Below are 23,300 nucleotides of genomic sequence, written 5' to 3' on the forward strand. Positions count from 1 at the left end.
CACGACAGAAGGCACCAGGTTTGGATTGGCGATTTGCACCAGGTCAACAAAGGAATGGGGTTCATGGGGCGTTGCAAGCACCACCTTCGGGTGTTTCTGCTCATCCAGGAAATGCTCGGAACTCAGCCAGTATCTCACCACCTGACGGGCACCCGGCGAAAGCAGCATGCTGACCAGTTCGGTGGTTTGCCAGCGCGGGGGTTGTCCGGTCGGGACATTAAGAGCCATTATCATTCATCTCCGCTCTTGTTCGTCTGAACCGGCTCTTCAAAATAGAAAATGCTGACGCCGGTCCGTACCGATTCGCCGCCCTCCTGGCCGGATACTCCCCGGTCGTGAGGCCCTAACCAGCTGTCCAGATCTTCCAGCAGGGCCTGGGACTGCCTTGCGGCTTGTTCACGCCACGCAGCGATCACCTCTGGTGGTATTTCATTATAGGTCAGGGTGCGCTGGAACAGCGGCTCACGCCCGACATCCCGACTCACCAGATTGTGATCAATAGTGGCTACAAGATCAGATACGTCCTCTCCGAAGATCTGGAGCATTTCTTCGCTGTCTCCGGCCGGCACATACGCCCGCTGTTTCAGGATCAGGAACCCAGTATCCGGCTCAACCGCGACTACCCCAACCCGCTGGAGCTCATCCAGTACCGCTCTGGGAGTCATATCGCCACTGTATTTTCGAACCAGCTCACTGAAGCTCCCGGCGCCCTCGAATGCCAGCACGGCGGGCTGTCCATTCGCAGCCTGATAGGTCTCATCGTGCACCCATCCGGACACCACACGCGAAGCGCGATTGGCATGAGAGGTTCGTTCGCTGACCGGGCTTTGCCCCGCCAATATCTCTCGTTGTTTTCGCACTTCTTTGCGGGTCAGGCCTGTCATCACTGCCGCTCTGGAATCGGTTGGTTTGCGGCGCCCGTCAGAGAAATCCTCCAACGCAGCCTCCACATACGCCCTTTTCACCAGCTCAGAGAATTCGCCGAACGGTACGCCATTGCGCAACAGCAGTCTGGCCATGGGGCGCAAAATGCGGAACAGCGCTTGGTGCAGGGGATTGGATTTGGCATCAGTCATGTTTGGGATTGTATTCCCATCTTGCCCCGGAAAACCAGACACAGGTTGCGGTATCCCCCGCAACCTGTGTCCTTCAACCTCAGTTTTCGGGGTTTGCGGTCAACACATACTCTCCGCCGATGGTCTGGTCGTACTCAACCTCGGCTTCATCACCAACCTGAAGACCCGCAACGCTGAAGTCATTCAGCAGGATTTCCAGATTCATCACCGTCACCGACGTATCAGAAATGGCATCGATTCTTGCCTCCAGCTCAAAGTTATCATCTTCGTCGCTGTCTTCCCGCTCAATGGTGAAAGCTTCGAGGTAATCAGTACGCTGACGACCTTCCACCTCGACATAGTCCCCAACGCTGAAGGCGTTGATGTCATCAACCCGATTACGCAGGTCGTTATCACTGTCATCATCGTCGATCAGGGTATTTGCGGTGAGTTGAACGCGAACGCCACTGACCACCAGCAATTCACTGTCCAGATCGATCTGCTGGATGATGCCGTCCAGTTCCGCATCGCCTTCCCGGCCTTCCACTTCTTCCGCCAGCAGGGTGTTGTTGCGGAAATCACCCTCGACTTTCACGAACACGCCATCCTGAAGGCTGCCCTCGCTGATGTCGTCAAACTCAGTCTCAGCATTCAGCTGAACCAGCACGCCATTAATCCGGAAGGTGCGGGCAGACGCATCGAAATCGTAGATATCACCGGAAATTTCAACGTCGTCGTTGTCGTCAAACAGGTCGTCCTCATCATCAATTTCCTCGGCGAGCAGGACATCGCCGTCTGCGTTGAGCTGACCTTCCACCTCAACCGCAAGCCCGTTCTCCAGTTGGTCCAGACTGAAATCGTCATCCGCGACCGCGCTGGTGTAATCCACTGTAAAACCGTTGATGGTGAAGGTCTGCAACTGCGCATCCAGGTTCTGGACCACGCCTTCAAGTTCAGCCTCATTCACATCGTCAAAATCCGAGCCCAGCAAACGAGCACCCACGAAGCTGGCCCGGAAGCTGCCGTCATCCAGCCGCCAGCCGCTTACCCGAACCCGATAGTTGGCAGGCGCCGCCGCAAGCTCAACCGGTGTGGCTCCGCGGAATACCGTCTGGTTGTTAAGCACAACCACCTGCCCCAGCAACTCCAGCTGTCCGGTGCTGGCAGTGGCATCCCAGGTTGCCGCAACCAGCGGCCCCCTCAGGGTGTCGTCATAGAACACAGCGTCGGCCTGGCCCTGGCCCCGCTCGTCCCAGCCACCTTTGATTTTCAGCACCATGCCTTTTTCAAGCTGGCCCTCACGCTCAATGCCGTCGTCACTGCTAACGCTGCCATCGGTCGCAAACCGGGTTCCGTTGACATACACGCTACCAAAACCGGTCACCGCACCAACACTGGTGCCCTCGGCATTGCCACTCGCACCTACTGAACCGGAGGAGCCGGAGCCACCGCCACCACAGGCGGCCAGGCCGCCGGCCAAGGTACCAACCAGAACCAACTTGATCGCTTTTGAAAGTCCGTTGCGCTTCATCTTCCTTCTCCCGACTGATTTGACAGAATCCGGCGCGTTTTTTCGGCGCCACAATAATTGGGATATTTTTCCCAAATAATTAAATGGGAAAATAATCCCAAATTTTGAATTTGTCCAGTCAGGAAAAATGAAAATTTCGTGAATCGTTTCTGGAAACGTGTCCGGGTCTGCTAGACCCGGAACTGGGATGCCTTTGTTTGCAGGGCCGACAGGGTGCTTGCTATTTCACCGCTGGCCTCGTCCGAATGCGTTATGGAATCAACGGTTTCCCGTGAGGAATCGGCAATTTCACGCACGCTGACACTGACTTCACTGGCGTGCCCACTCTGATCTTCCGCCACCCCGGAGATCTCAAGGGCCCGCTGCTGAAGGCTGGCCAGCAGTTGGTTAATGCGGTCGAAGTGCTCGTCGGCCCGGTGGAACTCCGCCGAGGATTCCGCGACCTGACCGGACACATCGTTAATGGTGCTGACGGCCTGACGACTGCCCTGCTGCAACCTTTCGATAATGGCCTGAATCTCGGTGGTCGACTCCTGGGTTCGGCTGGCCAGAGTGCGTACTTCATCAGCCACCACCGCAAACCCTCGACCGGACTCGCCAGCCCGCGCCGCTTCGATGGCGGCGTTCAGTGCCAGCAGGTTGGTCTGCTCCGCGATAGCTCCGATCACGGACAATACCGAGCCAATCTCTTTGCTCTGGGTATCCAACTGATTGACCGCCGCGACCGCCTGCTCAACGTTCCGCACGACGCTGTCGAGACGATCACGCACTTCTCGGGAGATCTCCGCCGTGGCCGCACTTTCGGCGCTGACATTCCGGACTTCGCCGGCGATATCCTGCACATCACCGGCGACTTCGGAAATACTGCGCGACATCATCTCCATGGTGCCGGAAACCTGGGCGACACCCTGCTCCTGACGATTCACCGCGGCCACGGCGCGGCGACTGATATCCCGCTGGGCCTGCGCCTGGCCGGCGGCGGACTCTGCCGACGCCTTGACGTCTGAGACCAGTTCCTGGATCCGAGCAATAAACCGGTTTACTCCGTGCCCCATTTCGGTCAGTTCGTCATTGCCTTTAAGGGAGACTCTCCGGGTGAGATCGGCTTCGCCATCGGCAATCCCCCAGATCGCCTGGCTAAGGCGGTAAACCCTGGGCAATACGCCGCCGCCCAGCACCAGGGCCACAAGCACAACAAGGGTTACGACCGACACCACCGCCAGAAGCGACAGCTTGGTGGACAGACTCTCGGCTTCGTCATTCAACGCCTGCACGGTGTTATTCATGCTCGTGCGGGTTTCTGTGTCCATGGCTGCGAGCTGCTGTTGTAACCGCTGGTTCACCTGCTCCGTTTCGGTGCCAAGTGTCTCCCTGAGTGCATCAATACTGCCCGCAATGGTTGCTCCGAATTCCGCCTCTAGCTGAGTCAGGTCACGATTGATGCCCTCAAGCGACAACCCAAGTTTCAGCTCTCCAATAGCCGAACCCTGTGGCGCAATATCCGCGCTGATGATCACCACATCGGGATCCCGGCTGGCAGCATCCAGGACCCGATTTGCAGCACCACGACCTTCCCCCTGCTCCATAAGAGTGCGAACACGATCGTCCGTGCGATCCACATAGCGGGTCAGACGTTCACCGTACTGATCGTAGTAAATCGCAAACAGAACAGACTCTCTGGCATCGGCCAGTTCCACCAGATCGGTCAGGCGGGGGATGTCACGATCCCAGATCAGAGGCGCAGCGACGGCAGCCAGCACCTCGGCAAGCCCCTGGGCTTCCGCCATAACGGCTGTACGAACATTACCGGCCACACGCTCCTGCTGCTCGGTCTGCTGGCGGGTGAGTTCCGCGGAAAGTTCGTCGGTGGTTTTCTGGCGCATTCGCTCAAGCCGGCCCCGGACATCTTCCCGGGTTTCACCAAACGAGGCGCTGACATTATTGCTGCTGGCTTCCAGCGCGGTGCCTGCGGTTTCGACCAGCCGCTCAACCTGGTTCGATATCAACCATTGGCTGACAACGACCTGTATCAGGCCAGCAACCAGAAGCGCAATGAACACCGGCCGCAACAGACGGCTGGTCACGAGGTGTTTGAAAAAACGTATGGACATAGGGACTCCGCTAGTGTTCGCGCGCAAAGCATCCTGCACACCGACAGCCGGCTCCCTGCCGAGTTTCTGTCTTTATGTATAGCAAAAGGCGGGCCTATGTGGGCAGCAATCCAGGTTCTGGAGTGAACTACGCCGGCCCGACAGCGTATATGCTGAAACACTGAACAAGAGGAGAAGCCAGCCATGCTGGGATTTCTGAAGGGCGACCCGAAGAAAAAACTGCAGAAAGCCTATGAGGACAAGCTCGCCAAAGCGCTGCATGCACAGCGTAATGGCGATTTGCGTAGTCACGGCACGCTGATGGAGGAGGCGGAAAAGATTTACGCCGAAATACAGGCACTGGAAAAGTCCGGGCGCTGAAACAGGCGTTCAGCCCCCGGGACAATAATACGCCTACTCGCCCATCAGTTGACGAATGCGCTGGTTCAGACGGTCCACCTCCCGCCGCATGTCCTGAACTTCATCCAGCAGCTCCAGCGACATCGCCAGCCCCGGCAGGTTGAGTTTGAGATCCCGCTGCAGGCGCAGCGCTTTCTGCAGGCGACTCAGCGCGGCCACGTCGAATTGCCACTGGCGCATTTCCGGCACCTCGTCCAGTGGCGCAATGACCCCATAATCCACCAGTTTGATCACAAACTCTGCATGGCAGTCCCCGCGTTCGCAGATTTCCCGAAGCGAGAAGGTGCTGCCATCGGTGTCGGTGACTTCCACCGTCAGAATCCGGTCTTTGCTCGTCATGTTCGCCTCCCTCACACGTGCAGCTTGCTGCGCGGATTAAAGCCTTTCTCCAGCTCAGCCAGCTTCTCGTAGAGTGCTTCAGCTTCCGCCGTGTGCTGTTCCGGCATGGCCACTTGCAGTACCACAATCTGGTCGCCCGGATGTTTACCCGGGAAGCCTTTGCCCTTGAGCCGGAGTTTGCGCCCGCTGGTGGCCCCCTTCGGTACCTTCACATTCACCTTTCCGCTCACCGTTGGTACTGTGACCGTCGCACCCAGGGCGGCCTCCCACGGGGAGATTGGCACAGTAACCAGCACATCCCGGCCCTCGATACTGAAGTGTGGATGTGGCGCCAGTTCCACTTCGATAAACAGATCGCCAGACTCACCACCACCAACGCCGGGCGCGCCCTGGCCTTTGAGCCGGATGTGCTGCCCTTCCCGCATACCCGCAGGGATCTTTACTTTCAGGGTTTTCTGGCGTGGTATCAGGCGGCCCTGGTCATCGGGTTCATGAACCGTAAACGACACCTGTTTCTCGCAACCGTTAAAGGCCTCTTCAAGAAACAGGGCCAGCCGGGCATGCACATCCTCACCCCGCATTCTCATGCTCTGGCGAAAACCGCCACCACCGAAGCCCCCACGCCGGCCGCCGCCGAAGATTTCCTCAAAAAAATCACTGAACTGACGAGCGTCGGCCTCTGTGTATCCTCCGCCGCCAAAGCCGGAGGCACTCTGCCAGCCCGGTGGCGGCTGGAATGAACCATCGTCTCGGGTGCCGTACTTGCGCAACTGGTCGTACTCGGCCCGTTTCTCGGGGTCCTTCAGTACTTCATACGCTTCGCCCACATCTTTAAAACGGTCGCTCGCATCGGCTTCTTTGCTGACATCCGGGTGATATTTCCGCGCCAGCTTACGGTAGGCCTTCTTGATTTCCTCGGGCGTGGCAGACTCACTCACACCGAGGACGGCGTAATAGTCTTTGAAATCCATGGTGCTCCTCGCATCTGAGCAAATAGGTTTCTCTGATTACCTATATTTGACGCTGATGGAAAAAATACAAGCCAGTGCTGACCGCCACTTGAGACAGGTCAAGCACTGAGAGGCGGTTCACAATGACCGACTGATGGCCGGATCTGACAACTCCGCAGCCTCTTCTCCCATTCTGCAAACCAGCGCCCATGGACGATATTGAAAGGGCAGTACCCATAGACGGACCGTCTATCCCTTACACAAGGAGTTCAAACAATGACAATTAATGAACACCGTTCGTTCCTGCCCGATCTCCTGGGCAAAACCCTCAAACCAGCCGTGGCACTTGGCGCAGCACTGCTGTTTACCGGCTGCAGTGAACTCGGCTATCTGCTCAGTAACGACAAGGTGACCGACGCCGATAACGACCAGGTCGTTTTCGTTGGCGATTCCATCTTTGCCCTCTCCGGTGAAATCCAGAATCAGCTGGAAGCAAAAGCCGGCGAGACTTTCCGGCGCTACACGGTCTCCGGTGCAGAGCTGTCCGGTGAGCTGATTGCCCCGTCTATTCCCAATCAGTTCCGGGAAGCCGTCACAGACAACCCGGATATCAAAACCATTGTCGGTGATGCCGGCGGGAACGATATTCTGATTCCGGCGATTGCCTTCAACTCCAACAACTGCAAGACACCCTGGTGGCGCTTCGGGCGCCTGAGCCAGCAATGCCGGGATTTCATCGATGATATCTATGTGGAAGGCGTGGATTTCCTGAACGAGATGGCGGAAGCCGGCGTTCAGAAGGGCATTCTCACCGGCTACTACTACACCAAGAACGGCCTGTTCCGGCTGGATGACATGAAAGAGGCGGTGGACTACGGCAATGCCACACTGGCCAAGGCCTGCGAGAACTCGGTACTGGACTGCACATTTGTGGATCCGCGCTGGGTAATCAACGACCGCGACATCATCTTTGATGGTATCCACCCGGCGGATAGCGGTTCGAAAAAGATCGCTGATCTGATCTGGCCCAAACTGCAACCGCTCCTCTGAGCCCCAGGTGTCCCGGCCGAACGGCGGCCGGGACCGCATACGGCAAAACCAATAGCAGGACCGCTGCAATGAAACCACTCAATTCCGTATTGGCGCTCGGTGCCCTGGCCTTAGTGATTGCGGGCGGTTTTCATTACTGGCCCCAGTCATCAAAGCCGGCGGCTATGCAAGCACCCAATGGTTCCACCCCCTCGCGTGCGACAGCGACGCCCACCACCGAGCCAACCCAAAGCGGCGACCAACGCGTTGTTGAACTGGCCGTTAAGTACCTGGAACTCTACGGCGACACCATCACCGAGCCGGCCACCCAGGCACGTCTGTATAACGAACGCCGAAACCTGTTGGCGCGTTATCCGGATTCCGGTGACGAGCTTTTCCAGTCCGCCATCACCACGGCCTTTCCAGAACTGGCCGACAGCATTTTCGCGTTATTGGCCAAGCTGGACCTGTACAACCGATGGCTCGACAATCACGAGCTTCGTTTACAGGGGTTGCCGGACATGGAACGCTACGCCGAGCTCTGGCAGCAACGCGAAGCGATTTTCGGCCCCCTGGCAAGCCAGATCTGGGCCGAGGAGCAGAACCCGGTGGAAGCCAAATCGGACCAGTTCCAGCAGACTCTGGCGCGGCTGGACCAGGCCAACCAGATGCCACTGACCGAACTGGCTCACCAGCTACAGACCACCGCAGACGAACTCTATGGTGCCGATCTGGCCCGGCAACTGGCGGGTTCCGGTGCGACCGGCCACGCCCTGTTCTCCATGGACAGCGTTCAACAGCAACTCGCCAGCCTGCCTGCAGACAAACGCCAGCAAGCCATCAACGCTCTGCGCCGCCAGATAGGCTACTCCGAAGAGGCCGTTCGCCAGTTGGCCGAGGAAGACCAGCGCCGGGAGGAAAAATGGCAGAAAGGCAAAACTTATATGGCCGAAAGACGCGCCCTGGAGAACCGCCTGAACGGCGATCAACTGGAGGCTGCGTTAACGGATCTTCGCCAGGAACATTTCGGGTTTTCTGCCCCGACCATCGAACGGGAAGAGGAAGAGGGCTTTTTCCGGTTTGAGCGCGAACGCCGCTACGGCTTGAATTAGCAAGCTAACGTCCATCCTCATAATCGCTTATAGCCGTTAGAGCACCCAATCCTGACAATGGCGGGCTTTCTCTTCCCTGATGGAATCAAGGAGATCAGATTGAGCGCCGCCACCCACAATCCCGATTCGGGCCTTCCGACCTGGCTGATCGTCTTTGCGCTGGCGATGGGCGGCTTTGGTATCGGTACCGGTGAATTCGCCATTATGGGATTGATGCCCAATGTTGCTCAGGATCTCGGCGTTTCTGAACCACAAGTAGGCCATCTTATCTCCACCTATGCGCTGGGCGTGGTGGTCGGTGCGCCCATTCTGGCCATTCTCGGCGCGCAACTGTTCCGGCGGCAGTTGCTCATACTACTGATGTCCTTCTACGCGCTGGGCAACCTGGCCAGTGCCCTGGCCAGCAATTACGAATCCCTGCTGGTTTTCCGGTTTATCGCCGGACTGCCCCATGGCGCCTACTTTGGTGTTGCGGCCCTCGTGGCAGCCTCACTGGTGCCGGTACACAAGCGGGCCAAGGCGGTGAGCCAGATCATGATGGGGCTGACTCTTGCACTGCTGATCGGCAACCCCCTGGCCACGGTGATGGGGCAATCCATGAACTGGCGCTACGCCTTTGGTTTTGTTGGCCTGGTGTCGTTACTCACCGTAGTGCTGGTTGCCCTGTTCCTGCCCAAAAATCCACAGGAACAAAGGCACAGCCCGTTAAGCGAGGTCCGCGCCTTTAACAAACCACAAATCTGGTTTGCGCTGGCCATTGGCGCTATCGGCTTCGCAGGCATGTTCGCGGTGTTCAGTTACCTTGCCCCGACGCTGTTGGAAGTCACACGAGTGGATGCGGTCTGGATTCCGGTGGCCCTGGTGGTGTTCGGGATGGGCGGTTTTGTAGGCAACCTGCTTGGTGGCTGGCTGTTTGACCGCCTGCAATTCCGGGCCGTTGGCGTGATCCTGGTGTTCAGCGCCATGATTCTGAGCGTCTTTCCGTCTGCCACAGGCTCATTGCCCGTGTTACTCGTAGTCTGCTTCCTGACCGCATTGATGGTGGCGCTGGGCCCGGCTCTGCAAACCCACCTGATGGACGTAGCCACCGGCGCCCAGACCCTGGCCGCCGCCTCTCATCACGCCGCGTTCAATCTCGCCAACGCCCTCGGCCCATGGCTTGGCGGGCTGGCCATTACCGCCGGCTTCGGCTGGCAATCCACGGGCTACGTAGGGGCTGCAACCGCCGTGGCCGGGCTGATAATTTTCCTGGTTGCCTGGCGCCGGCCTGAGCCGGTGCCTGAGGCCAGATAGGCGCTCATATCTCACGCTACAGTCATTATCATTCACTCCGCTTAGCCAGTAGAATAGCGAGCTTTGAACGCTACCTGTGCGGAAACCGGAGTGAAACCCCAGCCAATGCCCTCGCAACCTCTGGCAAATACTGGTCCCAGAGCCAGGCTATTGCGCCAACTGGATGATTCAGCGACAACGCTGGATGGCAGCCAGTTGCCCTGCTTTGCAGAGCGACTGAGCCGGCTGTTCGGCCTGGGCGACACCATGACCCTGGATGCGGCCATTGGTTATCGGGCGAAACAGCCAGGCACGCCTCAGGGCGCCGTGGTAGACCGGTTAACCGAGGAGCTGACGACGATACGCAGGGCACTGGTTCAGCGTATTCGCGGGTTTGGCTCAGATCTGGAGTTTGATGGTGAACCCGAGCTTGAAGCCGCTCTCAATGCCTGGCTCGCACTCCAACGCAAAGTGGCGGCCAACAGCCGTCAGTTGCGGGACAAGGTTCAAAAATCGATGAAAGATCAGGGCCCGAAGCTGGCTCACCTGGCCGAATTGGACGCGGTGTTTGATCAAACGATGGCCGGGTATACCGCACAGTGTTTTTCCCATATTCCCAAGGTACTTGAACAACGATTCGAGCACCGATCGACCACCCCGGAGCAAAGCCCTACCCCGGCCACAACGGCCGACTGGTTCCACCGTTACTGCGAGGAAGCGCAGTCTTTGTTACTCGCTGAACTGGATGTTCGGCTGGAACCGGTTCTGGGTTTGCTGGAGGCTTGCCACAAAGAGGTTAACAACACCCCATGAGTAAACTGTTCTTTACCCTGGCGTTTGCCATCGGCCTGGCCGTGGTAGCCTGGATTGGTGCCGGATTTGTCGGTTCCGACCTGCTGGCGCTGGCGTTTACCGGGCTGATTGGCGCCGTTTACTGTCTCGGCTTTGGCGAACTGGTGAATTTCCGCCGACAGACCCGCGAACTGAACGCACAGGTTCATCAGTTACCTGAAAGCCAGGAGCAGGTTAACCACTGGCTTGGCACACTGCCCGCCCCGATGCAGTTCCCGGTGCAACGGCGAATCGAGGGCCATGCCGCCGCATTACCCGGCCCGCAACTGACACCCTACCTGACCGGCCTGCTGGTGATGCTGGGCCTGCTGGGCACCTTTGCGGGCATGATTGTGACCCTTGGCGGCGCCGCCTCGGCCCTGGATAACAGCACCGAACTGAGCGCTATTCGCAGCGCACTGGCCGCTCCGATTGCCGGTTTGAGTCTCGCCTTCGGCACCTCCATTGCCGGCGTCGCCGCCTCCGCCATGCTGGGGCTGGCCTCTACCCTGAGCCGCCGGGACCGGTTGCAGGCGTCCCGCACCCTGGATAGTACGCTGCGAGACAAGCTGCATCATCTATCTACAGATCATCAACGCCACCAGGCGTTTCAGGCACTGGAAAGCCAGGCCAAAGCCCTGCCCGAAATGGCCTCGGCCATGGAACGCATGACGGCGCGCATGGAGCAACTTGGCCAGCAACTGGAACAGTCCCTGACTCACAACCAGCAGGAATTCCACAGCACGGTCGGCCGCCACTATCAGACCCTGGCCGACTCCGTAGCCAACTCCCTGACAACGGCATTGGACAACACTGCAAAGCAGGCGTCAGAGCGGATTGAGCCCATAGTTGTCCAGGCCCTGGAGCAACTTCAGAAGGATGCTCACGGCCTGCAACAAAGCTGGGCAGATAATGCCCGTGAACAACTCACGGAATTGATCTCCGGGTTTCAGGCAGTTACCACGGAGGCGGGCGAACGCTGGCAGCAGAATCTGATTGCACAACAGGCCCAGAACCAGGAGACGTTGGCGACCCTCTCAGAGCAGAACGAACAAAGTCAAAGCCAGTTGCAGGAACAACTCCACACCTGGCTTGGCGCCATCAACGACCAGCACCAAACCTGGCTCAAGGAACAACAGCAACAACTGGTACAGAGCTGTGAACGCCTGAACAATGCCGGAGCTGAGGTGTCGCAACACTGGCAGGCCGGTCTGGCCCGACAGCAGGCTCAAAGTGACGACATGCTGGCAGCGTTCAATGAGGCGCTGACTCAATACCAAAGCCATTTCCAGACCAGCAGCACCGGGTTGATTGAGCAGCAACAGGCCGGGCTGGCGGAACTGCTCAGCACCGTTGGCGCTCAGCTCGATCAACTCCGGGAACAGGAAAGCGAACGAGCCCGGGCTGCAAACGAGCGAATGGAACAACTGGAAGCCACAGCAGCACGCCACCTGAGTGAGCTGGGCACTGCACTGGAAGCGCCCATGACCCGCCTGATTGAGACGGCTTCGGAAACACCGAAGGCCGCCGCCGAGGTGATCCGACAGCTGCAGTCGGAAATCGCCCGCAACAGCGAGCGGGAAAACGAGCTGCTGGAGGAACGCCAGCGACTGGTTCAGGAGCTGGACACCCTGCTGGAGAACCAGCGCAGCACCGCTGACAGTCAGCGGGAGGCGGTGGATACGCTGATCCGCGGCGCCGGCGAAACCCTGACCGGCATCAGCGAGCGCTTCAACACCCTGATCCAGGAACAGAGCCAGCAACTGGGCAAACTGGGCAACGACATTACCGGCAGCAGCCAGGAAGTCGGCGCCCTGAGCGATGCGTTCATGCAGGCCATTGAGCTGTTCAGCCAGTCCAACCAGCAGGTCATCGCCGGCCTGGCGGACATCCAGGCAGCGCTGGACAAGGCCGGCAATCGGCACGATGAGCAACTGGCCTACTACGTCGCCCAGGCCCGCGAGGTGATTGATCTCAGCGTCAGTGCCCAGAAAGATGTGATTGATGCCGCTGCGGCACTGCGCCGGGCAGAATCCAGCGAGGCCGGGTGATGGAACAGCTGGAAGGCGGCGAACAGCAATCGGCACCGGTCTGGGCCATTTTCTCGGACCTGATGGCTGCTTTGGTGGGTATTCTGGCGCTGATTCTTGTGTGGGTGATCGGCATTCAGCTGGAGCTCAGCCAGTCCCTGGCCGAGGAAATCGAGAAGCGGGAAGCCGAAGAGCAGCGCCGGATGGCCCTGGAGCAAGCTCTCGAAGACCCTCTCACCAAAGGTCTGGTGACGTTCCGCGATGGCCGTATCGGCATCAGCGGGAACGTATTGTTCGAGCTGAATTCAGACCAGTTGCAGGCCGAAGGTGAAGAAGTACTGGAATCACTGATTCGCCCGTTACAGGCCTACCTGGAACAGCACGATGAACTGCTGATGGTGAGCGGATTCACCGACGACTTGCCGATGCATCCGGGCAATCGTTATCAGGACAACTGGGGCCTGTCGGCTCAGCGGGCCCTGACGGTTACCCGAACCCTCACAGAGCTGGGTTTGCCCAATGACCGGGTATTCGCTGCCGCCTTTGGTCCTCACCACCCGGCAGTACCCAACGTCGATGCCGAATCCCGGGCCCAGAACCGGCGGGTGGAAATCAGTACCGTGCCACGGGCGCCTTCGTCGGCTGAGAATACTGAAACCGGGGAAGGTGATTGACCATGAGCGAAGCCCCCGGCCCCTCCTTGCTGGAAAGCCTGAGGCAAAACGGCGCCGATCAGAATGACCCGGTTCGGTTCCGCTATCTGGAGTCTTTCGAGCGAAGACTGCGCTCAAAGGGGCTGCATAAGGGAACGACGCACTGGCGGAAGCTGGAACAGGCGATATCGGACTATCAGACAAGGCTGGACAGTGCCGGGCAGCGCGATGAGCCCACTCCCGATGTCGGCGGCAATTCGCCTCTTTCCGGGTTGCTGGACCAGCTGAATGAAACCCCAGAGGCATCGGTTGAAGCACCGCAGACGGTTCTGGAACAACGGGTATTCGGACCGTCGCCACAAGAGCCGCCAAAGGCACATCCAGCCTCAGCACCCAATAACCCGCGCCCCCTGAAAGCCATGATCAGAGCCCAGACGAACCAGGGCCATCACGTTATTGCCGAGCGAATTCAACACGCCATTGAAAGCACTCCGAAAGAAGCGGGGCCGATGAACGCGCATCGGTTGGTAAGCCGGGCTATTGCTGAAATGCAGACGTTGTCACCGGAGTATCTGGCACGATTTGCTCGTTACACCGATACGTTGTTGACGTTGGAGCGGCTGGCGAGAAAGGGCTAGAAAAACGCTTTTGTTCCAGCCCTGGCAATGAATGACGACCTCAACTCAGGGAGAGAGTTCTTCCAGGTAGGTTTCTCCATCACCGTATAGCGAGGCAAACTCCTCCTCCGGAACAACGGTCACAGCAATCTCCGGTTCATGGTCACCACCGCCCAGCAACACGCCCCGCATCGGCGTTATATCGGAGAAGTCTCGCCCCCAGCCGAGGGTAATGTGCTCCAGGTCGGGCCTCAGCGCGTTGGTGGGGTCCAACTCCAGCCAACCGAAATCCGGCACGAACACCGCCACCCAGGCATGGGTGGCATCGGCACCGACCAGCCGCTCCTTTCCTTCGGGCGGGTGAGTCAGGATATAGCCACTCATGTAACGGGCCGCCAGTCCCACCGAACGCAGGCAGGCGATCATAATATGGGAGAAATCCTGGCAAACCCCACGACGGGCCTTGAACGCCTGCTCCACCGGGGTGAAGGTTTCGGTCGCCGTCGCATCGAAGCGGAAGTCGCGATGGATCATCCGCATCAGTGCATCCGTTGCTTCCACCAGGGGGCGTTCGGGGAGAAATGCCTCGCGTGCATAAGCGGCGTACTGGGAATCGATGGGCACATTGGTGGACACAAACCGGAACGCCGTGGCTTCGAGATGTTCCGGCGAAAACGTCCTGTCCGCCCGATACCGCAGGCTGTCACGCACGCTTTCCCAGGGTACTTTTGCCGCAGTTGCCGACGGTTTCGGTCGATCGCGCAGTTCCACCCAGAACTCGCTGATGATCTCCAGATAGTCGTGATCACCAGTGAAATGAATCTTGGTAATCCGGTTGCCAAAGCAGTCCAGGAAGGAACGACGTGCCGATGGGTCCGGTGAGATCGCCAGGTGATGCTCAAGATTCCGCTGCCAGGGCAGCGCTCGTGGCGTCAGCCTGAGCAGGTGATGAGACTCACCCACCACCTGGTCGTAGTGGTAGAGGGTCTCATGACGCACATGGTAACGGACAAATGTCATGACAGGCGCCTTAATCCGCTTTCACCGGCCGGTCGGAATACCGGGTGTGAATAAAACACTGCCGTTGGATTTCATCCGATACACGATAGGCTTCTGACCGGATATCACACAAGAGCTCTGCCAGAGCTTCGCAGGCCTGATCCGGGTGCTTGCGCTCAAACGGGTGCAGATCCAACCCTTGTAAACGACGCAGGGAGTCATTCAGATCAGGGGAAAACAGCTGTCCGGTTTTCTGACCCATTTCGGGTAAATCCTTCTGCAACTGGCGCAACTGGAACATCACAGAATGGGGGTTGCTCGCGTCGATCACAATGGTGTGAAGCACCCCCAGAAGCTCTGGCGTCCGGCGATATCGGGTCCGGTAGGTCACTTCCGAGTTTGCTACTTCCAGCAGCCACTCCAGCATGGCGTTACGACTGAAGCGGTCACTGAACAGCGGCACACAAATCAGGGTGCACAGATTGGCCAACCGCTCCAGGCGCCGCCCGATCACCAGGAAAACCCAACTGGCGTCCCGCGTAATGTCATCCATGGCAAATCCAGCCAGTGAGATGCAATCCAGCAACACCAGATTCAACGCCCGGATTGATTGTTCTGGCGTCGCCGGCGCCGGACTGAGAGGTTTCCCCACCCGGTTGAGTGTGTGCCAGTTGTCTGTGGACAACCGATCCCGGACCTGGCTGGCATTGAACAGCAAGGCCTGGATGATCGACGCAATCGACCCCGGGGATTCCTGGTCACTTACTGCTCTCAGCAAAGCCTCGGGGAGAGGCTCGGGTACGACATCTTTTTCCGGCTCAGGAAGCGTGCCGAACTGCTCGGCCGCCTGCTGGAGCCCAAGCAGAGCCTCCTCGCTGGCCTGATCGTGCCCCGACAACCGGTTGAACGCTGCCCTCAGCAAGCGAGCCGTGCCTTCCGCCCGCTCAGAATGCCGGCCCATCCAGAACAGATTTTCGCCCACACGGGACGGCGTGTCCCGCTCGCCATCCAGCAGGTCGGAAACCTGCAACCGTTTCTTGATCAGCGATTTGGAAGGCGCGGTGTAACGCGACTGTACCCAGGTATCCTTCGACAACCCGCCCCGCTGCATGGAGATGACCTCCACGCCCTCATCCATGGCGACACGGGTCAATCCACCGGGCATCACCCGCCAGCCGGAGGGCGTGGCCGCCGCGAACAGGCGCAGGCCAATAGACCGGGTTGCCAGCGGCTGATTCTGATCACCCTTCCAGACCGGGGCCTGAGAAAGGTGAACCAACTCCTGCCCGACAAAAGCATGGGGGTGGGCATTCATCTTCTTGATCAGTGCGGTCCGTTCTGCCCCCCTCATCTGATACCCGAACACCGGCTCCATGCGCATACTCGCAAATGCCGGTTTGATGACCAGTTCGTCGAGGTGCTCAATGACATAGTCCAACGCGGGTTTCTCACCACACCACCAGGAGGCCACGGATGGCATAGCCAGAGGTGAACCCAGCAGTTTTTTTGAAATCTCCGGCAGAAAACCGAACAGAGCCGCACTTTCGAGAACGCCGGAGCCCAGGGCGTTTGCCATCAGCACTTTGCCGGCTCGCACAGCACCCAGCAAGCCCGGGATACCCAGCACGGAATCGGCCCGGAGTTCCAGCGGATCACAAAAGCCATCATCGAGCCGGCGATAGATGGCATGCACACGACGCAGGCCCTGAAGTGTTTTCAGGTAGACGGTGTCATCGCGCACGGTGAGATCCTGACCTTCCACCAGAGGTAAACCGAGGTAGCGGGCAAGAAATACGTGTTCGAAATAGGTTTCGTTAAAACGGCCCGGTGTCAGAAGCACACACAACGCGGTCTCATTTCGCGCCGGAGACATGCTCGCAAGACTGTTCTGGAACCCCTGGAAGAATTCCGCCAGGTTGGTCACTGGCAGGTTGTGGAAGGGCGCGGGGAACGCCCGGGAGATGACCAACCGGTTTTGCAGGGCGTAACCCGCCCCCGAAGGGGCCTGGGTCCTGTCCGCCATCACCCACCAGCCGCCATCCGGCGCCCGCGCCAGATCCACCGCATAAAGGTGAAGGAAGCGGCCACTCACCGGCTGTATGCCCTGGCAGGGCCATTGAAAACCAGCCTGACCGTAAACCAGGGCCGGCGGCATCAAGCCCTCTTTGAGCAACGCCTGTTCGCCATACAGATCGCCCAGAACGCTATCCAGCAGTTCAGCTCGCTGGGCGACCGCTTTCGAAAGCCATTGCCACTCATCCGCGCCCAGAACCAGCGGCAGCAGATCGACTTCCCAGGGCCGGGTATCGCCACGGGGATCCTCGTAGACGTTGTAGGTTACCCCGTCTTCGGCAATCGCGCTGGAAACCGCCTGAGCCCTGAGATTGAGACCGGCAACCGATTCAAGGTTCAACTGTTGCAACAACGGCCGCCAATGGGGCTTTGGCCCGGAACCCAGGGAACCAAGCTCATCAAACCGATCCGGCACCGGATGGTACTGGCGGAGGATGTCCGTTACTGCGCGCTGCTTCGCCACCGTGAATTCGGGCTCCGTTAGTCAATGAGCTGGAAGCATAGCCGCTTTCCAGCCCCCTGAGCCAGTATCAAACGGTAAGTTCACACATGTTATTTGTGATACCGCAAATCCAGGGTGAACGGGAACTCCCGGTGCTCCGGCACCGGCCGCAGGGGTTGCTGGCCTGAGCTGTGCCCCATCCGGAAGAAACGCGCCATACGGCGGCCTTCAGCCTCGAACGAATTCACCGGCAGCGTCTCGAAATTCCGGCCACCGGGATGGGTCACGTGATACTCACACCCGCCCAGACTGCGTTCGTTCCAGGTGTCCACGATATCAAACACCAGCGGCCCATCCACCCCGATGGTCGGGTGCATGCACTGCGACGGCTGCCAGGCCCGGTAACGGACCCCGGCGACCGACTCGCCCACCATGCCGGTAGGCTGAAGTGGCAGAGGCACCTGATTACAGGTGATCTGGTAACGATCCGGCGCAGCACCGCGCACCCTCACCTGCAGACGCTCCAGGGAGGAATCCACATAACGGGCAGTGCCACCAATTGCACCGTGCTCACCGGTGACGTGCCAGGGCTCCAGGGCGGATCGCAGTTCAAGGGTGATGCCCTTGACCTTGTAGTCGCCGATCCGGGGGAACCGGAACTCGAAATGGGGCGCGAACCACTCGCTCTCCAGCGGGTAACCACGGGCCTTCATATCGTCGATCACATCTTCGAAATCCTGCCAGACATAGTGAGGCAGCAGGAACCGGTCGTGCAGTTCGGTGCCCCAGCGCACCAGCCCTGGCGGCTTGTAGGGTTGCTCCCAGAAGCGTGCCACCAGCGCGCGCAACAGCAGTTGCTGGGTCAGGCTCATGCGGGCATGGGGCGGCATCTCGAAGGCACGCAGCTCCAGCAAACCGTGACGCCCGCCCGGACCGTCCGGGGAATAGAGCTTGTCGATACAGAACTCGGCCCGGTGGGTATTGCCGGTTACGTCGGTGAGCAGGTCCCGGAGCAAGCGGTCCACCATCCAGGGCGCGATTTTCTTGCCCACCGGGCATAACCGCTCCATCTCCTTGAAGGCCAGCTCCATTTCGAAGACATGGTCGTTACGGGCCTCGTCAATCCTGGGGGCCTGGGAGCTGGGGCCGATGAACAGGCCGGAAAACAGGTAGGACAGACTGGGATGGTTATGCCAGTAGCTGATCAGGCTGCGCAACAGATCCGGGCGCCGCAGGAACGGAGAATCCTCGGCCTTTTGCGAACCCAACACAAAATGGTTGCCGCCACCGGTGCCGGTATGACGGCCGTCCATCATGAACTTCTCGGACGTGAGCCGGCATTCGTAGGCGTCTGCATAGAGCGTCTCGGTCTGTTCAACCAGTTCGTCCCAGGTCTTGACCGGCTGTACATTCACTTCGATCACCCCCGGGTCCGGGGTAATCCGGAAATGACTCAACCGTGGGTCGGAAGGTGGCTCATAGCCTTCCAGCAAGACCGGTTGTTTGAGCTCTGCGGCGGTTTTCTCGATGGCCGAGACCAGCACAAGATAGGGTTCCAGCTCCGCCAGCGGCGGCATGAAAACGCGAAGGATGCCCTCCCGGGGCTCAACACACAGGGCCGTGCGGACAATCTCGGGGGCCGACTTGCCTTTTGCCGGCGGCTTCCGCTCCGAAGACGGCTGGCCAGACTGGCTTCGGCTGTTCCATTGACGGATCTGCTCACTGGCGGGCAACGGACCACGGGGGGCAAACGGGTCCTGCTCGTGTATCCAGGCGTAATCCGCTTCTTCCACCCAGGGCTGGCTGTCCAGCGGCAGTCGGTGGCCCATGGGTGAGCCGCCCGGAATCAGATAGCAGCGCTCGCTGCGCAGGAACCAGGGTCCGGTCTCCCAGGCCTTCTCCTTTTCGGAAACACGCAGTGGCAGCACGTAGCCAACGGGCTCATCCAGACCCCGGCTGAATATCTGCTGAAGCTGCTTCCGCTCAAGGGCATTCTCAAGCTTGGCATCAAAGGGATCGACGTTGACCGGCAGCCGTCGTTCCCGCCACAGGTAATAAAAGGCATCCTCGAACCCCGGGAACACGTGCTTTTCATCGACACCCAGTTCCTTCGCCAGGGCTGCCAAAAACCGGTGAGCATCTTCCGGGCTTGCCTTGCCTTCAGTACGCTCGTCCGCCAGCCACCGTTCATCCTGCCAGATTGGCTCACCATCCTTGCGCCAGAAGCAGTTCAGTGACCACCGCGGCAACGGCTCGCCCGGGTACCACTTGCCCTGGCCGAAGTGCACCAGGCCACCGGCACCATAGCGGTCCCGCATCCGGTGGTAGAGCTCAATGGCCTTTTTCCGCTTGGTGGGGCCCATAGCCTCGGTGTTCCACTCCGGCTCATCACGGTCGTGATTGGCCACGAAGGTGGGTTCACCGCCCTGGGTCAGGCGCACATCCAGCTCGGTCAGTCGCTGATCCACCTCATGGCCAAGATCCACAATGCGTTGCCACTGCTCCTCGGTGTAGGGTTTGGTCACCCGCGGCGCTTCCCAGATGCGCTGGACGCCCATCTGATGCTCAAATTTCACCTCGCAGTCTTCCACCATGCCGGAAATGGGAGCCGCCGAGGACGGATCCGGGCTGCAGGCCAGCGGAATATGCCCTTCACCGGCAAACAGGCCAGACGTCGGGTCCAGTCCCACCCAACCGGCGCCGGGCAGGAAGACCTCGCACCAGGCGTGCAGGTCAGTGAAGTCTTCCTCCGCGCCCGAGGGACCATCCAGGGCTTTCTGGTCCGCCTTGAGCTGAATCAGGTAGCCGGACACGAACCGCGCCGCCAGGCCCAGGTGCCGCAGCGTCTGGACCAGCAACCAGGTGGAATCCCGACAGGATCCGGAGCCTTTTTTCAGGGTCTCTTCCGGCGTCTGGACACCCGGCTCCATCCGGATCAGATAATCAATCCGGTTGGCAAGCCGCTGATTTACGCCCACCAGGAAATCCACGCTGGGCCTTTCCTTGCGGTCTATGGTGGCCATCCATTTCCGGAATTCCGGTGTTTCCGGCAGTTTCTGCAAGTAAGGCGCCAGCTCCGCCGTCTGCCATTCCTCATAGTCGAAGGGAATGGTCTCCGCCCGGGGTTCCAGAAAGAAATCAAACGGGTTGATCACGGCCATCTCAGCAACCAGGTCCACCGTGATCTTCAGCTCGTTGGTTTTTTCCGGGAACACCAGACGGGCCAGATAGTTGGCCTGCGGGTCCTGTTGCCAGTTCAGGAAGTAACCTTCGGGCTCAACCTTCAATGAGTAACTGAGAATCCGGGTTCGCGCATGCGGGCAGGGGCGCAAGCGAACGATCTGCGGCCCCAGGGTGATGGGGCGCTCGTAGCGATAGTGAGTGGTGTGACACAGGGCAACGTGAATCGACATGGAACCTATCTCGCAGGCGAATAGTGTTGGGAGTTTCAGGCTGTCTCGTAGACAGGAAACCAGGTCTCTGCAATGTCGTCGTGAAGTTCACCGATGTCCAGCTGCAGGTTCTCCAGGAACAGGATCACGTCCTCCTTGCGGATTAACGCATCCACGTCGCCTTCACGGGTATGACGGACTGCCTGCAGTGCCGTGCGCAGCGGAATTTCGTTCCTGGGCAGGCGACTGAGGGCACCGGCCACTTCGCTGAGACTGTGCAGCACCGAGCGCGGGAAGGGTTCGTTCTGCAACAGGAAGCGAATCACCAGAGGCCCACTGACCTTGCGTCGCACGTTGTGACGGTACATCTGGAAGGCACTCTGGTAGCGCAGAACGCTGGTCCACAAGAGCCCGCCGTAGGTTTCGGTGCCATCCCAGCCATCGAGGAACTGTAAGGCACCCACCTCAATCTGTCGCGTGGCCATGTCTGCCCGCTCAAGGTTGCGCCCGACCCGGATGAAGTCGTAGCCCTCGTCATGACTCATACACCCAGCCAGCAGGCCGTTGAGCATCTGGCAGCGGCCAACGATTTCGTTCAGGAATTCGTATCTCGCCCGTTTACCTATCCCCTGATCCATGTGCTCCTGGATGTATCGATAAAGCTCATTGATGACTTCCCAGGCGTCGGTCGGCACCTGATCCCGTGTGGTACGCACATTCTCCCGGGCGGCCTTGATGCAGGAAGCAATGGAACTCGGGTTGTAGCTGTCTGCCATCAGAAACTTCACACAATTGCGCTCATCTGCTTTCTGATGGTGCTGATCGAACAGGGCTTCCATGCCGGTAACCGCTACCAGGCTCTTCCAGGACAGCTGGCTTTCCCGCGGCATATCCAGCGCCAGGGAATTGAAAGCCATGATCATCCGGGCGCTGTTCTCGGCCCGTTCAAGGTATCGGGCCATCCAGTACAGTCTTTCCGCTACACGTGACAGCACATCAATTCTCCTCGTCCACGATCCAGGTATCCTTGCTTCCACCGCCCTGGGAAGAATTCACCACCAGGGAGCCCTTGCGCATCGCCACCCGCGTGAGCCCGCCGGCGGTAACGTAGGTTCGCACGCCCTGCAGCACGAAAGGCCGCAGATCCAGGTGCCTCGGCGCCAAACCCTCGTCGCACAGCGTGGGAGCGACCGACAGACTCAACGTGGGCTGGGCGATGTAGTTGCGTGGGTTCTTCTTGATCAGACGGGCAAATTCGGTGCGCTGCTTCTTGGTGGAATGCGGCCCCACCAGCATGCCGTAACCACCAGACTCGTTCGCCGGTTTGACCACCAGCTCGTCCAGGTGCTCGAGCACATACTCCTGGTCCTGTTTGTTCACGCACATATAGGTGGGCACGTTGGGGATGATCGGCTCCTCATCGAGGTAATAGCGGATCATGTCTGGCACAAAGGCGTAGATCACCTTGTCATCAGCCACACCGGCACCGGGCGCGTTGGCCAGGCCAACCTTGCCATTGCGCCAGGCTCGCATCAGGCCCGGCACGCCCAGGGTAGAGTCTGCCCGAAAGACTTCCGGGTCCAGAAAGTCGTCATCAATGCGCCGGTAGATCACGTCCACGCGCTCCAGGCCCTCTACTGTGCGCATGTACACGCAATCGTCTTCACCAACGACCAGATCAGCCCCCTCCACCAGCTCGGCCCCCATGCGCTGCGCCAGGAACGAGTGCTCGAAATAGGCCGAATTGAAAATCCCCGGGGTGAGTACCGCAATTCTTGGATGATCCTGGGGCCTTGGAGAAATCGACGCCAACATGTCGAACAGCTGGTTGGTGTAGTCATCCACCGGCAGGATACTGTTGTTGTCGAACAGTTCCGGGAACACCCGCTTGGTCAGTTGGCGATTTTCCAGCATGTAGGAAACACCGGAAGGAACCCGCAGGTTGTCCTCAAGAACATATACCTTTCCGTCCTTGTCTCTCACCAGATCCGATCCGCAGATGTGGGCCCAGACCCCCAGTGGCGGCGTAAAACCACGGCACTGCTCGCGGAAGTTCTTGGAGTTGGCGAACACGTACTTGGGAATGACCTTGTCTTTGACGATATTCTGGTCGTTGTAGATATCGTTAATGAACATGTTGAGGGCCGTCAGGCGCTGGGCCAGCCCTTGTTCAATGTTTTCCCACTCCCGGAGCGAGATCACCCGGGGAATGATATCGAAAGGCCAGGCCCGGTCGATATTCTCGCCCTCGCTGTAGATGGTGAAACTGATCCCCATCTCCAGTATCGCCAGTTCGGCAGCCTGCTGGCGCGCCTGGATCTCCTCGGACCCGAGATTGCCCAGGTAGTCGGTAATCGCCGTCGCGGCTCGTCTGGGCTTCCCTTTGGCAGCGATCAGCTCATCGTAGAAGTCGTTGGGATCGTAGTTTTTCCAGTCAATCGCTTTGTTCTTTTTCATTCGGGATC

The 23,300-nt window shown here is 59.2% G+C and carries 18 protein-coding genes and 1 pseudogene; 8 read left to right on the forward strand and 11 right to left on the reverse strand.

What is annotated here, in order from left to right; genetic code table 11:
- The 4 genes and pseudogenes from B3Y70_RS11005 to B3Y70_RS11020 all read right to left on the reverse strand — a co-directional run.
- Positions 1–228, reverse strand: a pseudogene (locus B3Y70_RS11005) (hypothetical protein); the annotation flags it as partial.
- Between the two features lie 2 nt (positions 229–230).
- Positions 231–1,076 carry a DUF6502 family protein gene (locus B3Y70_RS11010; protein WP_022992424.1) on the reverse strand — a complete coding sequence of 282 codons (846 nt, stop codon included), beginning with the start codon at positions 1,074–1,076 and terminating at the stop codon, positions 231–233.
- Positions 1,077–1,155: 79 nt separating this feature from the next.
- On the reverse strand, positions 1,156–2,586 hold the full coding sequence (locus tag B3Y70_RS11015; RefSeq protein WP_286895682.1) for a DUF5666 domain-containing protein: 1,431 nt from the start codon (positions 2,584–2,586) through the stop codon (positions 1,156–1,158).
- Positions 2,587–2,756: 170 nt separating this feature from the next.
- On the reverse strand, positions 2,757–4,697 hold the full coding sequence (locus B3Y70_RS11020) for a methyl-accepting chemotaxis protein (protein WP_286895684.1): 1,941 nt from the start codon (positions 4,695–4,697) through the stop codon (positions 2,757–2,759).
- A 183-nt stretch (positions 4,698–4,880) separates the two neighbouring features.
- Here B3Y70_RS11020 and B3Y70_RS11025 point away from each other — a divergent pair, with 183 nt between their 5' ends.
- Positions 4,881–5,057 carry a DUF6435 family protein gene (locus tag B3Y70_RS11025; protein ID WP_286714834.1) on the forward strand — a complete coding sequence of 59 codons (177 nt, stop codon included), beginning with the start codon at positions 4,881–4,883 and terminating at the stop codon, positions 5,055–5,057.
- 33 nt (positions 5,058–5,090) lie between these two features.
- On the opposite strand, the gene B3Y70_RS11030 is transcribed toward B3Y70_RS11025, so the two are convergent.
- Together B3Y70_RS11030 and B3Y70_RS11035 are read right to left on the reverse strand one after the other, a co-directional pair.
- Positions 5,091–5,435 carry a chaperone modulator CbpM gene (locus B3Y70_RS11030; RefSeq protein ID WP_011786464.1) on the reverse strand — a complete coding sequence of 115 codons (345 nt, stop codon included), beginning with the start codon at positions 5,433–5,435 and terminating at the stop codon, positions 5,091–5,093.
- An 11-nt stretch (positions 5,436–5,446) separates the two neighbouring features.
- A complete protein-coding gene (locus tag B3Y70_RS11035; RefSeq protein WP_011786465.1) occupies positions 5,447–6,406 on the reverse strand; it encodes a DnaJ C-terminal domain-containing protein in 960 nt (319 codons plus the stop codon).
- 255 nt (positions 6,407–6,661) lie between these two features.
- Here B3Y70_RS11035 and B3Y70_RS11040 point away from each other — a divergent pair, with 255 nt between their 5' ends.
- The 7 genes from B3Y70_RS11040 (at position 6,662) to B3Y70_RS11070 (ending at position 13,950) form a co-directional block, all read left to right on the forward strand.
- Complete coding sequence (locus B3Y70_RS11040; RefSeq protein WP_286895687.1) at positions 6,662–7,435, forward strand: SGNH/GDSL hydrolase family protein; 774 nt, start codon at positions 6,662–6,664, stop codon at positions 7,433–7,435.
- A 68-nt stretch (positions 7,436–7,503) separates the two neighbouring features.
- Positions 7,504–8,526, forward strand: a complete 1,023-nt coding sequence (locus B3Y70_RS11045) for a hypothetical protein (RefSeq protein WP_286895690.1) — start codon at positions 7,504–7,506, stop codon at positions 8,524–8,526.
- A 57-nt stretch (positions 8,527–8,583) separates the two neighbouring features.
- Complete coding sequence (locus B3Y70_RS11050; protein ID WP_414674116.1) at positions 8,584–9,819, forward strand: MFS transporter; 1,236 nt, start codon at positions 8,584–8,586, stop codon at positions 9,817–9,819.
- 90 nt (positions 9,820–9,909) lie between these two features.
- Positions 9,910–10,611, forward strand: a complete 702-nt coding sequence (locus B3Y70_RS11055; RefSeq protein ID WP_286895691.1) for a DUF3348 family protein — start codon at positions 9,910–9,912, stop codon at positions 10,609–10,611.
- Positions 10,608–12,680, forward strand: a complete 2,073-nt coding sequence (locus B3Y70_RS11060; protein ID WP_286895693.1) for a DUF802 domain-containing protein — start codon at positions 10,608–10,610, stop codon at positions 12,678–12,680. Before B3Y70_RS11055 ends, B3Y70_RS11060 begins: the two co-directional genes overlap by 4 nt.
- Positions 12,680–13,333 (forward strand): OmpA family protein, encoded by a 654-nt coding sequence (locus B3Y70_RS11065; RefSeq protein ID WP_153740693.1) that lies wholly within the window; start codon positions 12,680–12,682, stop codon positions 13,331–13,333. The genes B3Y70_RS11060 and B3Y70_RS11065 overlap by 1 nt, the downstream gene beginning before the upstream one ends.
- A gap of 2 nt (positions 13,334–13,335) precedes the next feature.
- Positions 13,336–13,950, forward strand: coding sequence for a DUF2894 domain-containing protein (locus B3Y70_RS11070; RefSeq protein ID WP_288589801.1), 615 nt, complete (start codon positions 13,336–13,338; stop codon positions 13,948–13,950).
- A 45-nt stretch (positions 13,951–13,995) separates the two neighbouring features.
- On the opposite strand, the gene B3Y70_RS11075 is transcribed toward B3Y70_RS11070, so the two are convergent.
- From B3Y70_RS11075 to B3Y70_RS11095, 5 genes are all read right to left on the reverse strand, one after another.
- The gene (locus B3Y70_RS11075) at positions 13,996–14,949 is read right to left on the reverse strand and encodes a transglutaminase family protein (protein ID WP_286895701.1); all 954 of its coding nucleotides are present in this window, start codon (positions 14,947–14,949) and stop codon (positions 13,996–13,998) included.
- Positions 14,950–14,959: 10 nt separating this feature from the next.
- Positions 14,960–17,464 carry a circularly permuted type 2 ATP-grasp protein gene (locus B3Y70_RS11080; RefSeq protein WP_288589802.1) on the reverse strand — a complete coding sequence of 835 codons (2,505 nt, stop codon included), beginning with the start codon at positions 17,462–17,464 and terminating at the stop codon, positions 14,960–14,962.
- A gap of 89 nt (positions 17,465–17,553) precedes the next feature.
- Positions 17,554–20,856 (reverse strand): DUF2126 domain-containing protein, encoded by a 3,303-nt coding sequence (locus tag B3Y70_RS11085; protein WP_286895704.1) that lies wholly within the window; start codon positions 20,854–20,856, stop codon positions 17,554–17,556.
- Positions 20,857–20,891: 35 nt separating this feature from the next.
- Positions 20,892–21,830, reverse strand: a complete 939-nt coding sequence (locus B3Y70_RS11090) for an alpha-E domain-containing protein (protein WP_286895706.1) — start codon at positions 21,828–21,830, stop codon at positions 20,892–20,894.
- Between the two features lies 1 nt (position 21,831).
- A complete protein-coding gene (locus B3Y70_RS11095) occupies positions 21,832–23,292 on the reverse strand; it encodes a circularly permuted type 2 ATP-grasp protein (protein WP_011786477.1) in 1,461 nt (486 codons plus the stop codon).
- Positions 23,293–23,300 lie beyond the last annotated feature (8 nt).

It is taken from the genome of Marinobacter sp. UBA5687, assembly GCF_002420325.1.
Lineage (GTDB): Bacteria > Pseudomonadota > Gammaproteobacteria > Pseudomonadales > Oleiphilaceae > Marinobacter > Marinobacter nauticus.

Bases quoted from the DNA above. Each gene is read 5' to 3' on its own strand.
- B3Y70_RS11085 (WP_286895704.1), bottom strand. From the start codon at position 20,856: ATGTCGATTCACGTTGCCCTGTGTCACACCACTCACTATCGCTACGAG.
- B3Y70_RS11045 (WP_286895690.1), top strand. From the start codon at position 7,504: ATGAAACCACTCAATTCCGTATTGGCGCTCGGTGCCCTGGCCTTAGTG.
- B3Y70_RS11035 (WP_011786465.1), bottom strand. From the start codon at position 6,406: ATGGATTTCAAAGACTATTACGCCGTCCTCGGTGTGAGTGAGTCTGCC.
- B3Y70_RS11075 (WP_286895701.1), bottom strand. From the start codon at position 14,949: ATGACATTTGTCCGTTACCATGTGCGTCATGAGACCCTCTACCACTAC.
- B3Y70_RS11020 (WP_286895684.1), bottom strand. From the start codon at position 4,697: ATGTCCATACGTTTTTTCAAACACCTCGTGACCAGCCGTCTGTTGCGG.
- B3Y70_RS11065 (WP_153740693.1), top strand. From the start codon at position 12,680: ATGGAACAGCTGGAAGGCGGCGAACAGCAATCGGCACCGGTCTGGGCC.
- B3Y70_RS11060 (WP_286895693.1), top strand. From the start codon at position 10,608: ATGAGTAAACTGTTCTTTACCCTGGCGTTTGCCATCGGCCTGGCCGTG.
- B3Y70_RS11015 (WP_286895682.1), bottom strand. From the start codon at position 2,586: ATGAAGCGCAACGGACTTTCAAAAGCGATCAAGTTGGTTCTGGTTGGT.
- B3Y70_RS11030 (WP_011786464.1), bottom strand. From the start codon at position 5,435: ATGACGAGCAAAGACCGGATTCTGACGGTGGAAGTCACCGACACCGAT.
- B3Y70_RS11050 (WP_414674116.1), top strand. From the start codon at position 8,584: ATGGCGGGCTTTCTCTTCCCTGATGGAATCAAGGAGATCAGATTGAGC.
- B3Y70_RS11025 (WP_286714834.1), top strand. From the start codon at position 4,881: ATGCTGGGATTTCTGAAGGGCGACCCGAAGAAAAAACTGCAGAAAGCC.
- B3Y70_RS11095 (WP_011786477.1), bottom strand. From the start codon at position 23,292: ATGAAAAAGAACAAAGCGATTGACTGGAAAAACTACGATCCCAACGAC.
- B3Y70_RS11040 (WP_286895687.1), top strand. From the start codon at position 6,662: ATGACAATTAATGAACACCGTTCGTTCCTGCCCGATCTCCTGGGCAAA.
- B3Y70_RS11070 (WP_288589801.1), top strand. From the start codon at position 13,336: ATGAGCGAAGCCCCCGGCCCCTCCTTGCTGGAAAGCCTGAGGCAAAAC.
- B3Y70_RS11010 (WP_022992424.1), bottom strand. From the start codon at position 1,076: ATGACTGATGCCAAATCCAATCCCCTGCACCAAGCGCTGTTCCGCATT.